Source organism: Streptomyces sp. NPDC005435, assembly GCF_040703155.1.
In the GTDB taxonomy this organism is placed as follows: Bacteria; Actinomycetota; Actinomycetes; order Streptomycetales; family Streptomycetaceae; genus Streptomyces.
This window is the reverse complement of record NZ_JBEXEQ010000004.1, coordinates 143,260-159,104: the sequence shown is the minus strand read 5'-3', so window position 1 is coordinate 159,104 and position 15,845 is coordinate 143,260. Positions and strand designations below refer to the sequence as shown.

Here is a 15,845-nt window from a genome sequence, read left to right as displayed (position 1 = left end):
GCATGACGACCAGTGAAGGACTGCATCTGCCCGCCGGAGCCGCGGCGAGCGGCCCGTACGCGCTGGACATCGCCCCCGGCCGCCCCGGCTGGGCGCACACCGCCCTGCGCGTCGTCCACCTGGAACCCGGTGCCGCGCATACCTTCGACACCGGGGACGCGGAGTGGATCGTGCTGCCTCTACAGGGTGCATGTACCGTACAAATTGATGATGAGAAATACCTGATCCAGGGCCGGGAAAGCGTTTTCGCGCAGGTCACCGACTTCGCGTACGCACCCCGTGACGCCCGGGTCCAGATCGCCTCCGGCGCGGGAGGCCGCTTCGCCCTGGCAGGAGCGAAGTGCGAGCGACGACTCCCCGCCCGCTACGGCCCCGCGCCGGAGGTCCCCGTCGAAGAGCGCGGCAGCGGCACCTGCGCCCGCAGGGTGCGCAACTTCGCCGCCGCCGGCACCTTCGACTGCGACCGGCTCATCGCCGTCGAGGTGATCACCCCCGGCGGCAACTGGTCCTCGTACCCGCCGCACAAGCACGACGAGCACCTGCCCGGCGAGGAGTCCGAGCTGGAGGAGATCTACTACTTCGAGATCGAGGACGGCGGCCTCGGCTACCAGCGGGTCTTCCCCTCCCGCGAAGGCGGCGCCGACGTGCTCGCCGAGGTCCGCACGGGTGACGCGGTGCTCGTCCCGGACGGCTGGCACGGCCCGTCGATCGCCCAGCCCGGCCACGCCATGTACTACCTGAACGTGATGGCAGGCCCCGGCGCGACCCGCGAATGGCGCATCCGCTTTCACCCGGACCACACAGGGGGGTACCAGTGACCACCAGGCTCACGGTCGCGCAGGCGCTCGTCCGCTTCCTCGCCGCCCAGTACACCGAGCGCGACGGCGAACGACGACGGCTCATCGGCGCCACCTGGGGCATCTTCGGGCACGGCAACGTCGCCGGGATCGGCCAAGCCCTCGTCGAACACGGCGACTTGATGCCGTACCACCAGGGCCGCAACGAACAGGCCATGGTGCACGCGGCCGTCGGCTACGCCCGCCAGTCCAACCGTCTCTCCACCCACGCGGTGACGACCTCCATCGGCCCCGGCGCGACCAACCTCGTCACCGGCGCCGCCCTCGCCACCGTCAACCACCTCCCCGTCCTGCTCCTCCCCGGCGACGTGTTCGCGGGCCGCCCCGCCGACCCCGTCCTCCAGCAGCTCGAAGTCCCGTACGCGGGCGACGTGTCGGTGAACGACACCCTGCGCCCGGTCTCCCGCTACTTCGACCGGATCACCCGCCCCGAGGCCCTGATCCCGGCCGCGCTGGCAGCCGTACGGGTGCTCACCGACCCGGTGGAGACCGGCGCCGTCACCCTCGCGCTGCCGCAGGACGTGCAGGCGGAGGCGTACGACTGGCCGGAGGAGTTCTTCGCCGAACGGGTGTGGACCGTACGGCGGCCGGGGGCCGACCCGACCGAACTCGCCGAAGCGGTAAGGGCGGTCAGGCAGGCCCGGCGCCCTCTCGTGATCGCGGGCGGCGGGGTCCACCACAGCCGCGCCGAGGAGGCCCTCGCCGAGTTCGCCTCCGTCACCGGCATCCCGGTCGCCTCCACCCAGGCGGGCAAGGGGTCCCTGGCGTACGACCATCCGCAGGACGTGGGCGGCATCGGCCACACCGGCACCGCCACCGCCGACGAACTCGCCCGCGCCGCCGACCTGGTGATCGGCGTCGGCACCCGGTACACCGACTTCACCACCGCCTCCGGCACCCTCTTCGAGCAGCCGGGCGTGCGCTTCCTCAACCTCAACATCGCGCCCTACGACGGCCACAAGATGGCGGGGCTCCCGCTGGTCGCGGACGCCCGCAGCGGGCTCGGCGAGCTGACCGAGGCGCTTCAGATGCACGACCACCGGGTGCCGGACACCTATGTGGCCGCGTACACCGAGGGCAAGGCCCGCTGGGAGGCTCGCGTCGACGCCTGCTTCGCCGCCCCCGACCCGGACGCGGTACCGACCCAGCCGCAGGTCGTCGGCGCGCTCGACGCCCTGGTGGACGAGAGCGACATCATCGTCAACGCCGCCGGCTCCCTCCCCGGCGACCTGCACAAACTCTGGCGCGCCCGCTCCCGCGACCAGTACCACCTGGAGTACGGCTACTCCTGCATGGGCTACGAGATCCCGGCCGCCCTCGGCGTGAAGCTCGCCGCGCCGCACCGGAACGTCTGGGCGCTGGTGGGCGACGGGACGTATCTGATGATGCCGACCGAGATCGTCACCGCCGTGCAGGAGGGCGTGGCGCTCAAGATGGTGCTGATCCAGAACCACGGGTACGCGTCCATCGGCGGCCTGTCGGAGTCGGTCGGCGCCGAGCGCTTCGGCACCGCCTACCGCCACACCGCGCCCGACGGCACGTACACCGGTGCCCCGCTGCCCGTGGACCTCGCCGCCAACGCGGCGAGCCTCGGGATGCGGGTGCTGCGGGCGCGGACGGTGGGGGAGCTGCGGGCGGCCCTCGCCGAGGCGCGCGCCGCCGACACTCCCACATGTGTCTACGTCGAGACCGAAACGTCCGACAGTGTGTCGGGAGCGCCCCCGGCCGAGGCCTGGTGGGATGTTCCCGTGGCCGAGACCGCGACCAGGCCGTCCGCGGTCAAGGCCCGCGAGCTGTACGAACGGCACCGGTCGGCCCGCCGCCGCCCTCTGTGACAAGGAGCCCGAGGACATGACGAAGACCGTCAACCACTGGATCGGCGGCAAGACCGCCGAGGGCGCGTCCGGTACGTACGGCCCGGTCACCGACCCGGCCACCGGCGAGGTCACCACCCAGGTCGCCTTCGCCACGGTGGCGGAGGTGGACGCGGCGGTCGCCGCCGCCAAGGACGCCTTCGCGACCTGGCGCCACTCCTCGCTGGCCCAGCGCACCTCCATCCTCTTCACGTTCCGCGCCCTGCTGGACCAGCACCGCGACGAGATCGCCGCGCTGATCACCGCCGAGCACGGCAAGGTGCACTCCGACGCGCTCGGCGAGGTCGCGCGCGGGCTGGAGATCGTGGACCTGGCCTGCGGGATCACCGTGCAGCTCAAGGGCGAGCTGTCGACGCAGGTCGCGACCAACGTGGACGTGGCCTCGATCCGCCAGCCGCTCGGTGTCGTCGCGGGCATCACGCCGTTCAACTTCCCGGCCATGGTGCCGATGTGGATGTTCCCGATCGCCGTCGCGTGCGGGAACACCTTCGTGCTGAAGCCGTCCGAGAAGGATCCGTCGGTCTCGCTCAAGATCGCCGAGCTGCTGGCCGAGGCGGGGCTGCCGGACGGCGTGTTCAACGTCGTGCACGGCGACAAGGTGGCCGTCGACCGGCTCCTGGAGCACCCGGACGTCCAGGCGGTGTCGTTCGTCGGCTCGACCCCGATCGCCCGCTACATCCACACCACCGCCTCCGCCCACGGCAAGCGCGTCCAGGCGCTCGGCGGCGCCAAGAACCACATGCTGGTCCTGCCGGACGCCGACCTGGACGCGGCGGCGGACGCTGCGGTTTCGGCGGCTTACGGTTCCGCGGGCGAGCGCTGCATGGCCATCTCGGCGGTCGTCGCGGTCGGCGCCATCGGCGACGAGCTGGTGGAGAAGATCCGCGAGCGCGCCGAGAAGATCAAGATCGGCCCCGGCACCGACCCCGCCTCCGAGATGGGCCCGCTGATCACGGCGGCCCACCGCGACAAGGTGGCTTCCTACGTCTCCGGCGCCGCCGCCGAGGGCGCCGAGGTCGTGCTCGACGGCACCGGCTACACCGTCGAGGGCTACGAGGACGGCCACTGGATCGGCATCTCCCTGCTCGACAAGGTGCCGGTCACCGCCAAGGCGTACCAGGAGGAGATCTTCGGCCCGGTGCTGACCGTGCTGCGCGTGGACTCCTACGACGAGGGGATCGCGCTCATCAACGCCTCGCCCTTCGGCAACGGCACCGCGATCTTCACCCGCGACGGCGGCGCCGCCCGCCGCTTCCAGCTGGAGGTCGAGGCCGGCATGGTCGGCGTCAACGTGCCCATCCCGGTCCCCGTCGGCTACCACTCCTTCGGCGGCTGGAAGGACTCCCTCTTCGGCGACCACCACATCTACGGCAACGACGGCACGCACTTCTACACCCGGGGCAAGGTCGTCACCACCCGCTGGCCCGACCCCGCCGACGCCCCGGCGGGCGTGGACCTGGGCTTCCCGCGCAACCACTGAGCCGTAGCGCCGGCCGCTGAGCCGCAGCGCCGGCCACCGAGCCGTACCGCGTGACGGCCGGCCCCGGACGCCGGGGCCGGCCGTCCGAAAACCCTGTGGCCGCACGGCCGGTGGTGCCTATGCTGCCCCCGACGATCAGCGGGACCAGGGGAGGGTGCGGCATGCTCGGCAGGCTGTTCGGGGGCGGGGAGAGACCGGAGGCGAATCCGTACGCGGTGCCACGGCGCCGGATCGGCGCGTACCGGCTCGACGCACTCGGTGACACGCGGGTGCGCGCGGCGGTGCGGGGGGCCCGGGCCGGGGACTGGGGGACGGTCAAGGAGGCGCTGGCCCCCTTCGACCTCGGCCGCGACCACCAGGTCCTGGAGGAGCTGGCGGCCGTGAACGGCGTGCAGGACTGGATCGGCCGGGCCGCCGAGGAGGACGAGGAGCACCGGGCGACGGCCCTGCTGATCTCCGGGGCGCGGCATGTGAGCTGGGGGTGGGAGGCGCGCACCAGGGCGGATGCCGCGCAGGTCTCCCGGGAGCGGTGGCAGGTCTTCTTCGAGCGGCTGCGCATCGCCGAGGAACAGCTCCTGGAGGCCGCCGAGCTGCGGCCGGAGTGGATCACCCCGTGGCGCGTGCTCCTGAGGTCGGGGCGCGGCATGTCGCTCGGGCCCGTCGTCAACAGGGCCCGGCGCGACGCCGCCCTCCGCCGCGACCCGCTGGACCTGGAGACCCACAACGAGTGGGTGTCACAGCTGCAGCCCCGGTGGACCGGAAAGCCGGGCCAGGCCCTGGCGTTCGCGCGCAAGGCGTTCCACCGCGCACCGGAGGGCCACCGCCTCGGCTGCGTGCTCGCCACGGCCCACATCGAGGAGTGGGTGGAGTCCGGCGACAGGAACAGCCTCAAGGAATTCCACATCCAGACCGAGCTGCGGGAAGCCGCCCTGCACAGCATCCTCCACCCCGCGTACGAGCGGCGCCTCGGCTGGCAGGAGGACTTCAACGTCTTCGCCATGGCCCTGGCGCTGTCCAACGAGAGCGTCGTGGCCCCGCGCGTCTTCCGCGCGCTGGGCGGTGCGTACACCCGGTGGCCGTGGCGGTACATGGCGCAGCCGAGAAGGATGTACGCCTACTACCGCCGTCAGGCCTGAGCCGCGGTCCGCCGCCCACCGCTCCACCGCGCCCTCCGCCCGTCCGAACACCCCACCCGGGACTTTGTGATGACCCAGCACGACACCGCCGCCGACCGCACCTTCCAGGTGGACCTGCGCGGCCTGGTCGACCTCCTCTCCCACCACCTCTACTCCAGCCCCCGCGTCTATCTGCGCGAACTCCTGCAGAACGCGGTGGACGCGCTGACCGCCCGCCATGCCCTCCAACCCGGCGCATCCGCAAGCGAGTTCGGCATCCGGCTCTACGCCGACGGCTCCTCCGTACGCGTCGAGGACGACGGGGTCGGGCTCACCGAGGCCGATGTGCACACCTTCCTCGCCACGATCGGCCGCAGCAGCAAGCGCGCGGAGAAGATCGCCGAGCAACGCGCGGACTACATCGGCCAGTTCGGCATCGGACTGCTCTCCTGCTTCCTGGTCGCGGACGAGATCCACGTCCTGAGCCGCAGCGCCCGTACCCCCGGCGCCCCCGCCGTGGAGTGGCGCGGCCGGGGCGACGGCAGCTACACCGTCCGCACCCTGCCCGCCTCCGCCCGCACCCGGCCCGGCACCACCGTCACCCTGACCCCGCGCCCCGACGCCCGCGAGTGGACCCGGCCGGACCAAGTCCGGTCGCTCGCCGGGCACTTCGGCTCGCTGCTGCGCCACCCCGTCACCTTCGACGACGGCAGGGGCGACCCGGTGCCGGTCAACCCCGAGCCCGCGCCCTGGGCCCGTACCCACCCCACGCCGGGAGCCCGCAACCGCGCGCTGGCCGCCTACGGCGAGCAGGTCTTCGGGTTCACCCCGCTGGACACCATCGAGCTGGACCTGCCCGCCGTCGGCCTGAAGGGCATCGCGTGCGTGCTGCCCGAGGCGGTGCCCGCCGGGCGCCGGCACGGCCACCGCGTGCACGTGAAGGGCATGCTGCTGTCCGAGCAGGCCGCGGAGATCCTGCCCGAGTGGGCGTTCTTCGTGCGCTGCGTGGTCGACGCCGAGAGTCTGCGCCCGACCGCGTCGCGCGAGGCGCTGTACGAGGACGACACCCTCGCCGCCGTCCGCGACGCCCTCGCCGAGCGGCTGCGCGCCTGGCTCGCGCGGACCGCCGCCAGCGCCCCGGAGCTGCTCGGCCGCTTCCTCCAGGTCCACCACCTGGCCGTGAAGTCCCTCGCCGTGCACGACGACGAGATCCTGCGGATGCTGCTGCCCTGGCTGCCGTTCGAGACCACCGACGGCCACGCCACCCTGGACGAGTTCGCGCGCAGCCACCGCACCGTGCTCGTCACCTCCAGCGTGGAGGAGTTCCGGCAGGTCGCGGCCATCGCCTCGGCCGCCGGACTCGGCGTCGTCAACGGCGGTTACACCTACGACCGCGAACTGGTCCACCGGCTCCCCGAGATCAGGCCCGAGGTCACGGTCGCCGACCTCGACCCCGCGACCCTCACCGCCCACCTCGACCCCGTCGACCGCGAGACGGAACTCGCCGCCGCCTCCTACCTCGCCCAGGCCCGCGACGCCCTCGCCGTCTTCGACTGCGACGTCGCGCTGCGCACCTTCCAGCCCGCCGCCGCCCCCGCCCTCCTGATCGACAGCCGCGAGGCCCGCCACGAGCGCACCCGCTCCCAGCTCGCCCGCGAACAGGAGGGCGGCCTGTGGGGTGACATCCTCGGCCATCTGCGCCAGGAGGCCCCCCGCGCCCAGCTGATCCTCAACCAGCTCAACCCCCTGGTGCGCACCGCCGTCACCATCGACGAACCCGAACTGGCCCGCACCAGCGCCGAAGCCCTCTACGGCCAGGCCGCGATGCTGTCCCGGCGCCCGCTCCGCCCCGCCGAGTCGAGCCTCATCAACCGCTCCTTCCTCGACCTTCTCGCCCACGCCCTGCGCAAGGACAGCTGACGATGCCGACCGCACCCCAGACCACCGCCGAGCTGCTGCGGGCGCTGAAGGAGAACGGCGAGCGCCCCTACGGCCGCACCCGTACCGTCACCGCCGAGGAACTGGCCGAGGCCGCCGAGCAGTTCGCCGAGCCCCTGCCGCTCTTCCACGCCCTCCTGGAACTCCAGGAGGCCTACACCTACGGCGCCGAGCCCCGTAAGTCGCCCGTCGTCTTCGCCCGGCTGCTCAGCCTCTACGACGAGCAGCCCGACGCCTTCGACGCCCGCGCCCGCCACACGCTGTTCTGGCGGTTCAAGTGGGTCTCCAACGCCCTGCGCGCCCTGCCCGAGATCCCCCTCGCGAGCCTGCGCCAGTGGCTGACCGAGATGCGCGACCGCTACGAGAAGGCGGGGTACGGCCTCCAGCCGTACTACGCGCAGGCCTATCAGCTCGCCGTCCACACCGGCGAGGACGCCGGCCCCGCCCACGACCTGTGGGCGGCCCGCACCCGCACCGAGCTGAGCGACTGCGAGGCCTGCGAGATCTGCGAGCGGGCGCAGTACCACCTGGCCGACGGCCACGACGAGCGGGCGCTCGACACCTGGGACCCCGTCCTCGCCGGAAAGGAGTCCTGCCAGGAGGAACCGGCCCGCTCCATCTCGTACGCGCTGCTGCCCCTGCTGCGCACCGGCCGGACCGACCGGGCCCGCGCCCTGCACCTCGCCGGCTACCGCGCGTGCCGCCGCAACCCCTCGATGTCCGGCGAGGTCGGCCGCCACCTGGAGTTCTGCGCCCTCACCGGCAACGAGGCGCGCGGCCTGGAACTCCTCGCCGAGAACCGCGGCCTGTTCGAGGAGGTGGACTCGCCGCTGGACCAGTACGACTTCCTCACCGGCGTGGAGGTCCTCCTCCAGCGCGTCGAACTCCTCGGCCACGGCGAGCTGCCCGCCGCCGGATACCCCGGCCGCACCTGGACGGTGAGCGCCCTGCGCGCCGAGGTGCGCGACCGCGCCGACGGCCTCGCCGCCCGCTTCGACGCGCGCAACGGCACCACCGCCCACACCGACCGCCGCCGGACCCGCCTCGACCGCGCCCCGCTCCTGGACGCGCTGGAACTGACCCTGCGCACCCGCGCCCTGGACGAGGTGACCCCCACGGCGTCGGCCGCCGCACCCGCCACCCCCGAGGGCCTCCCCGAGTCACTGCCTGAACTCGTCCTGAAGGCAAGGGAGTTGGACGAGTTGGGGCACCCGAACGCCCGCGTGTACTGGACCCGGCTGCGCACCCTCGTCGCCGCCCCCGGCTACGTCCACCCCGACGACCCGGCCGTGGGCCCGCTCGCCCGGCTGCGCGCCGACCTGCTGGACCACGAGGCGGACCGGGCGGGCGCGAAGGACCGCCACGCCGCCGCCGCGCACCTCCACGAGGAGGCCGCCACCCTGTACGACGAGGCCGGCGAACCGGCCCACGCGACCCTCTCCCGCGCCACGGCCCTGCTGGCCCGCGCGGAGATCCGGCCGGGGGACGCCACCGGCTCGGCTGACGCCTCCGATCCGGCTGACGCCTCCGACTTGGCCGACGCTGCCGACCGGCCCGATGCCCCCGACCGGGCCGGCGCTGCCGACTCCGCTGACCGGGCCGATGCCCCCGACTCGGCCGACGCCACCGCCGCTGACGCCCCCGACTCGGCCGACGCCACCGCCGCTGACGCCCCCGACTCGGCCGACGCCACCGCCGCTGACGCCCCCGACCCGGCCGACGCCACCGACGCCGCTGACACCGCCGACTCGGCCGCCGTCACCGACCCGGCTGACGCCCCCGCCCCCGCCGACCCGGCCGACGCTCCCCACCCGGCCGCCGCCCCGGCCCCCGACCCCGCCGCGGCGAGGACCGCCGCGCTGACCCGCGCCCACGCGGCCGTGGTCCGTCTCCAAGAGGAGACGCCCGGGCTCGCCCCGTACCAGGAGGCCCGGCTGCTGCGGTTGCGGGCGACCCTGCTCGGTCTGCGGCTGCAGGCCTCGGGCAGCGAGGAGCACCTCGCGCCGCTGCGCGCCGAGGTGGACCTGCTGTACGCGTTCGCCGACCGGCACGGCATCGCCGGACAGGTCTCCGGCGCCCTGCTGCTGCGGGCCAGCACCCACGCCCTCACCGGCGACCTGCCCGCCGCCGTCGCCGAGACCGACGCCCTGCTCGACCGGCTCGGCAAGGACGGCCCCGCCTGGCACCCGCACCGCGTACTCGCCCTGCGCGGCCGCTTCCAGCTGGGCCTCTCCGACGCCCGGGCCGCCCACGAGAGCCTGGCCGAGGCGCTGCGCCTGGCCGCCGAGTGGCCCGCCGACACGGACGGCACCAGCCGCCTCCACGCCGATCTGGCCCAGGCGTGTCTGCGGCTCGGCCGCCACGAGGAGGCGCTGCGGCACCTGACCCGTTCGGCGGAGCTGGACCTGCGCGACGGCGACCGCACGGACGCGTTCCACACCTACACCGGCGTGGCCCGGCTCAGCCTCGACCTCGGCCGCGCAGAGGACTGCATCGCCCTGACCGACTCCCTGCTGAGGGAACCGGACGTCGTGGCCGGGGAGGTGAACGACCGGATCGTGGCCCAGCTGCGCCTGACCCGCGCCCACGCCCTGCACGCGGGCGGCGACCTCAAGGCCGCCACGGTCGAGTTCGTCCTCCTCGCGGCGGAGTCGGCCGGCTGGGAGGACGACCGGCACAGCCACGCGATGATCGCCGCCAAGACGGCCGTCCTGCTCGCCGAGGCCGGCGAGTTCGACCGCGCCCGCGAGGCCGCGGAGCAGGTCCGCGCCGTCCACGCCGAGGACCCGCGCCACGACCAGCTCAGTGGCGTCCTGCGCGAGATCGCCCGCCTCCAGGCCAAGCGCCGGGGCCCCGACGGCCTGCCCGACGCCCTCGCCCTGCTCGCCGACGCGGGCCGGCTCGCCGAGGAGGCCGCCGCCACCGGCCACCGGGGCCGGTTCCGCTCCCTGGAGACCGCGCTGGCCTACGAGTACGGCCGGGTCCACGCCTACGCCGGGGACAACGAGAACGCGCTGACCGCCCTGGAGCAGGCCATCGGCCTGCTCGGCGACCCGGGGGAGGACAAGGACCACGCCGGCGAGTGGGCCGAGTGCGTCCGGTTCGCCGGTGCCGTGGAGGGCCTCTTCCTGGAACGCCCCGCCCCCGCCCGCACCCGCCTCACGGCCGCCGCCGCCCGGCTGACCGCCCTCGGCCACACCGAGGAGGCGGCGGAACTGACCGACCTGGCGGCCCGGCTGGACACCGGGGACTGACCCCGGGCCGTACCCTCCCGGGCCCGGAAGCGGCCGAACCGCTTCCGGGCCCGGTTTTTTTTGGTACGGCACCTGCGGTTCCCGCACCGGTGACAAGCGGGGAACCACCCGCGAGATGTCCGCCCACGCCTCACCGAAAGCCGGATTCGCCTACGGATTCCGTTGCCGGACACCCATTGACGCGCCGGTTTTCGTCGGTGTTCGATGCGCGCCAGGAGCGAGAGACATGCCGTACGCCACGAACCGCCGGAGGCGATAGCGCTCCCTTCCGAGCCCGCACGAGTCGATCGGACCGCCGCATGACCGACACGCTCCGCCCCGCCGAGGACGCCGCCCCCGGGCAGCCGTCCGACAGCCCCCAGAAGCTCAAGCGTTCCATCGGCGTCGTCGGCGGCACCCTGCTGACGCTCTCCTGCGTGACCCCCGCCTCCACCCTCTTCGTCGTCGTCCCCGACCTCTTCGGCACCCTCGGCACCGCCACCGCGCTGACCATCGCCATCGGCTCACTGCTCTGTATCGCCGTGGCGTTCTGCTACGCCGAGCTGGGCACCCTCATCCCGAGCGCGGGCGGCGAGTACGCCATGGTCTCCACGCTGGCCGGACGGCTCACCGGCTGGCTCGTCTTCGTGCTCTCCCTGCTGGTCGTCATGATCGTGCCGCCCGTCATCGCGATCGGCACCGCCGACTACCTCGCCCCCGTCGTCCACCTGGACCCCTCGCTCACCGGCGCCGGCGTCATGCTGCTCGCCACCCTCGCCGGACTGCTCGACCTGCGCGCCAACGCCTGGATCACCGGCATCTTCCTGGTCCTGGAGGTCATCGCGGCCGCCGTCGTCGCCGTCCTCGGCTTCGCCCACGCGCACCGGGGGCTCGACAGCCTCGTCTCGATGCGGGTCGCGGGCGCCCACGGCCACACGGACACGGTGACCGGGGTCCTGGTCGTCTCCGGACTCGCCATCGCCCTCTTCGTCACCCAGGGCTTCTCGACCGCCGTCTACCTCTCCGAGGAACTGGAGCACCCGCGCCGCGACGTGGCCCGTACCGTCCTGGCCACCCTCGCCATCTCCACGGTGATCATCCTGGTGCCGGTCGCCGCCATCACCATGGGCGCCACCGACCTCAAGGAGCTGACCGGCGGCGACATCAGCGCCATGGTCACCGCCTGGTCCAACACGGCCGTCGGCACCTTCGTCAGCCTCTGCGTCGCCCTCGCCATCGTCAACGCGGGCATCGTGATGGTCATCCAGAACTCCCGCGTCCTGTTCGCCTCCGCCCGCGACAAGGCCTGGCCCACCCCGGTCAACAGCCTCTTCTCCAAGCTCGGCCGCTTCGGCTCCCCCTGGGTCGCCACCCTCGCCGTCGGCGTCCCCGGCGCGCTGTTCTGCTTCGTCGACCTCGACACCCTCTACGGCGTCACCGGCGTCTCCGTCACCGCCATGTACCTGCTCGTCGCCATCGCCGCCCTGCTGGGCCGCCGCGACCCCCACCGCCACACCCCCGCCTGGCGGATGCCGCTGTGGCCCGCGATGCCGATCCTGCTCATCGTCGTCCTCACCTACGTCCTCACCCAGCAGGACGTCAGCTACCTCTTGTGGACCGGCGGCATCACCGCCGTCGCCACCCTCTACTGGGCCCTCTACCTCCGCCCCCGCGCCGCCACCCACTGGCTCGTCTCCCTCCCCGAGGACACCCGCCCCTGAGCCGGGCGCCCCACCGCGTACCGCGCTCGCGGTACACCCGGCCGGACGCGTACTCCCCGGGGAGGGCCGGGGGTTCAGCCCGGCGGCGCCGTCCGCCGCCGCCCGGGGCCCGTACGGTGGGGACATGGATCTTCGAGTGCCCGTGGCGCGGCTCCTGAAGGGGCCGCGCCGGGCGGCCGCCGCCCTCGCCGCCGCCGTGCTCCTCGCGGCCGCCGGAACCTGGACGGCGACCGCCTCCGGCGACGACACCCCCCGCGTGCACCAGGTCAACCAGAAGCTGACCACCGCCGACGGCACCCGGCTGACCACCTCCTTCTTCACCGACGGCCGCCCCGGCCGCCGCCCCGCCGTCCTGCTCGCCCACGGCTTCGGCGGCAGCAAGAAGGACATGCGCGGCCAGGCCGAGGACCTGGCCCGGCACGGCTACGCGGTTCTCACCTGGTCCGCGCGCGGCTTCGGCCGCTCCACCGGCGAGATCGGCCTGAACGACCCGCAGCACGAGGTCAAGGACGTCTCCCAGCTCATCGACTGGCTCGCCAAGCGCCCCGAGGTCCGCCTCGACGCCCCCGGCGACCCCCGCGTCGGCATGGCCGGTGCCTCCTACGGCGGAGCCATCTCCCTGCTCGCCGCCGGGTACGACCACCGCGTCGACGCCATCGCCCCCGCCGTCACCTACTGGAACCTCGCCGACGCCCTGTTCCCCGACGGCGTGTTCAAGAAGCTGTGGGCCGGGGTCTTCTTCAGCTCCGGCGGCGGCTGCGACGACTTCGAGCCCGCCCTGTGCCGGATGTACCAGCGCGTCGCCCAGTCCGGCGTCCCGGACGCCGAGGCCCGCCGCCTCCTGGAGGAACGCTCCCCCTCCGCCGTCGCCGCCCGCATCAAGGTGCCCACCCTCCTCTTCCAGGGCCAGACCGACTCCCTGTTCACCCTCGCCCAGTCCGACGCGGCCGAACGGGCGATCAAGGCCAACGGCGCCCCCGTCAAGCTCGACTGGATCTCCGGCGGCCACGACGGCGGCGACAACGAGACCGACCGCGTCCGCGCCCGGATGCGCTCCTGGTTCGACCGCTACCTCAAGGACGAGAAGTCCACCGCCACCGGCCCCGCCTTCCGCGTCACCCGCACCGGCGGCGTCGACTCCACCGACGGCACCGTCCAGCTGCGCGGCGCGAGCGCGAGCGCCTACCCCGGCCTCCGCTCCCACCCGCACACCGTCAAGCTCACCGGCAAGACCCAGCACGTCGCCAACCCGGCCGGCGCGGGCCCGCCCGCCGTCTCCGCGCTGCCCGGCCTCGGCAGCCTGGCCCGGCTCTCCGCCCTCGGCAACGGCGTCTCCCTCGACTTCGACGGCCAGAACGCCCACTTCTCCTCCGCCCCGCTGCGCTCCACGCTCCGCGTCACCGGCTCGCCCACCGCACGCGTCCACGTGAAGTCCACCTCCGACGACGCGGTGCTCTTCGCCAAGCTCTACGACGTCGGCCCCGGCGGCACCCGCGTCCTGCCCTCCCAGCTGGTCACGCCCCTGCGCGTCACCGGCGCCCGCGCCGGCAAGGACGTCACGGTCACCCTCCCGGCCGTCGACCACGAGGTGCAGAAGGGCCACCGGCTCCGCCTGGTCCTCGCCTCCACCGACCTCGCCTACGCCTCCCCGACCGCCCCGGCGACCTACACCGTCTCGCTCAAGGGCGCCCTGAGCGTGCCCACCGCCCCCGGCGTCACCAGCGCCCGGACCCCGCTCCCCGCCTGGGTCTGGTGGCTGCCGCTCGCGGGCGCCGCCCTGGCCGCCGCCCTCCTGCTCACCGCCCGCCGCTCCGCCGGCGCCCCCGCCCCCGACCCGGAGCTGGCCGAAGTCCCGCTCGTGATCGGCGACTTGAGCAAGCGCTACGCGGGCTCCGCCGAGAGGTACGCCGTACGCGACCTGTCCTTCCGCGTCGAGAAGGGCCAGGTCCTCGGCCTGCTCGGCCCCAACGGCGCGGGCAAGACCACCACCCTGCGCATGCTGATGGGCCTCATCCGGCCCGACGCGGGCGAGATCCGCGTCTTCGGCCACGCCGTACGCCCCGGCGCCCCCGTCCTCTCCCGGGTCGGCGCCTTCGTGGAGGGCGCGGGCTTCCTGCCCCACCTGTCCGGGCGGGAGAACCTGGAGCTGTACTGGCGGGCCACCGGCCGCCCCGCCGAGGACGCCCACCTCGCCGAGGCCCTGGAGATCGCGGGCCTCGGCGACGCCCTGGACCGCGCGGTGCGCACCTACTCCCAGGGCATGCGCCAGCGCCTGGCCATCGCCCAGGCCATGCTCGGCCTGCCCGACCTGCTCATCCTGGACGAGCCCACCAACGGCCTCGACCCGCCCCAGATCCGCGAGATGCGCGAGGTGACGATCCGCTACGCGGCGGCCGGCCGCACGGTCATCGTCTCCAGCCATCTCCTCGCCGAGGTCGAGCAGTCCTGCACCCACCTCGTGGTGATGGACCGGGGCCGGCTCGTCCAGGCGGGCCCGGTCCGCGACATCATCGGCGCCGGCGACACCCTCCTGGTCGGCACCGGATCGCCGGTGCGCGAGCCGCTGGTGGAGAAGGTGGCCGCCCTGCCCGGCGTCGCCTCCGCCGTACGCACCGAGGACGGCATGCTCGTCCGCCTGGAGCCCGGCGCCACCGCCGAGGCCCTCGTCGTGGACCTGGTCCGCCTGGAGGTGCCCGTCGCCTCCGTCGGCCCGCACCGGCGCCTGGAAGACGCCTTCCTCACCCTGATCGGAGGCACCCCGTGAGCACGCTCACCCCGGGCGCGGACACGGCACCCGGCTACCGCCCCGTCCGCACCCTGCCCGTGCGCGTGGAGCTGATCCGCCAGCTCAAACGCCGCCGCACGCTGGTCATGGGCCTGCTGCTGACCGCGCTGCCGTTCGTGCTGCTCGGCGCCTTCGCCATCGGCGGCGAGCCCGGCGCCCGCAGCTCCCGGATCACCCTGATGGCCACGGCCACCGACTCCGGCGCCAACTTCGCCGCCGTCGCCCTGTTCGTCTCGGCGGGCTTCCTGCTGGTCATCCCGGTCGCCCTGTTCTGCGGCGACACGGTGGCCTCCGAGGCGAACTGGTCCTCGCTGCGCTATCTGCTCGCCGCGCCCGTGCCCCGGGTACGGCTGCTGTGGTCGAAGCTGGTCGTCGGGCTCGGGATGAGCCTGGCCGCGATGGTGCTGCTGCCCGCCGTCGCCCTCGTCGCGGGCACCGCCGCCTACGGCTGGGGCCCGCTGCGCATCCCCACCGGCGGCGCGCTGGAGCCGGGCGTCGCGGTCCAGCGCCTCGCGGTCGCGGTGGCGTACATCTTCGTGTCCCAACTGGTCACCGCGGCGCTCGCGTTCTGGCTCTCGACCCGTACGGACGCCCCGCTCGGCGCGGTCGGCGGCGCGGTGGGCCTGACCATCGTCGGCAACGTCCTGGACGCCGTCACCGCGCTCGGCGACTGGCGCGACTTCCTGCCCGCGCACTGGCAGTTCGCCTGGGCGGACGCGCTCCAGCCGCACGCCGAGTGGGCCGGGATGATCCAGGGCGCCTCGGTCTCGGTGTCCTGCGCCCTCGTCCTGTTCGCCCTGGCCTTCCGGGGGTTCGCCCGCAAGGACGTGGTGTCGTAGCGC

9 protein-coding genes are annotated in these 15,845 nt (G+C 73.9%); all 9 read left to right on the top strand.

The window, feature by feature from the left end:
- Positions 1–2: 2 nt before the first annotated feature.
- The 9 genes from iolB to AB0898_RS07040 all read left to right on the top strand — a co-directional run bounded on the left by iolB (position 3) and on the right by AB0898_RS07040 (position 15,842).
- Positions 3–818 carry a 5-deoxy-glucuronate isomerase gene (gene iolB, locus AB0898_RS07080; RefSeq protein WP_366801799.1) on the top strand — a complete coding sequence of 272 codons (816 nt, stop codon included), beginning with the start codon at positions 3–5 and terminating at the stop codon, positions 816–818.
- Positions 773–2,692 (top strand): 3D-(3,5/4)-trihydroxycyclohexane-1,2-dione acylhydrolase (decyclizing), encoded by a 1,920-nt coding sequence (gene iolD, locus AB0898_RS07075; protein ID WP_366801798.1) that lies wholly within the window; start codon positions 773–775, stop codon positions 2,690–2,692. Before iolB ends, iolD begins: the two co-directional genes overlap by 46 nt.
- A 16-nt stretch (positions 2,693–2,708) precedes the next feature.
- The gene (mmsA, locus tag AB0898_RS07070) at positions 2,709–4,211 is read left to right on the top strand and encodes a CoA-acylating methylmalonate-semialdehyde dehydrogenase (protein WP_366801797.1); all 1,503 of its coding nucleotides are present in this window, start codon (positions 2,709–2,711) and stop codon (positions 4,209–4,211) included.
- Positions 4,212–4,372: 161 nt separating this feature from the next.
- On the top strand, positions 4,373–5,347 hold the full coding sequence (locus tag AB0898_RS07065; RefSeq protein WP_366801796.1) for a hypothetical protein: 975 nt from the start codon (positions 4,373–4,375) through the stop codon (positions 5,345–5,347).
- A gap of 69 nt (positions 5,348–5,416) precedes the next feature.
- Positions 5,417–7,246, top strand: a complete 1,830-nt coding sequence (locus AB0898_RS07060; RefSeq protein WP_366801795.1) for an HSP90 family protein — start codon at positions 5,417–5,419, stop codon at positions 7,244–7,246.
- A gap of 2 nt (positions 7,247–7,248) precedes the next feature.
- The gene (locus AB0898_RS07055) at positions 7,249–10,518 is read left to right on the top strand and encodes a hypothetical protein (RefSeq protein WP_366801794.1); all 3,270 of its coding nucleotides are present in this window, start codon (positions 7,249–7,251) and stop codon (positions 10,516–10,518) included.
- Positions 10,519–10,817: 299 nt separating this feature from the next.
- The gene (locus AB0898_RS07050) at positions 10,818–12,218 is read left to right on the top strand and encodes an APC family permease (RefSeq protein ID WP_366801793.1); all 1,401 of its coding nucleotides are present in this window, start codon (positions 10,818–10,820) and stop codon (positions 12,216–12,218) included.
- A 124-nt stretch (positions 12,219–12,342) separates the two neighbouring features.
- Positions 12,343–14,982 carry a CocE/NonD family hydrolase gene (locus AB0898_RS07045; RefSeq protein WP_366801792.1) on the top strand — a complete coding sequence of 880 codons (2,640 nt, stop codon included), beginning with the start codon at positions 12,343–12,345 and terminating at the stop codon, positions 14,980–14,982.
- Complete coding sequence (locus AB0898_RS07040; protein ID WP_366801791.1) at positions 14,979–15,842, top strand: ABC transporter permease; 864 nt, start codon at positions 14,979–14,981, stop codon at positions 15,840–15,842. Before AB0898_RS07045 ends, AB0898_RS07040 begins: the two co-directional genes overlap by 4 nt.
- Positions 15,843–15,845 lie beyond the last annotated feature (3 nt).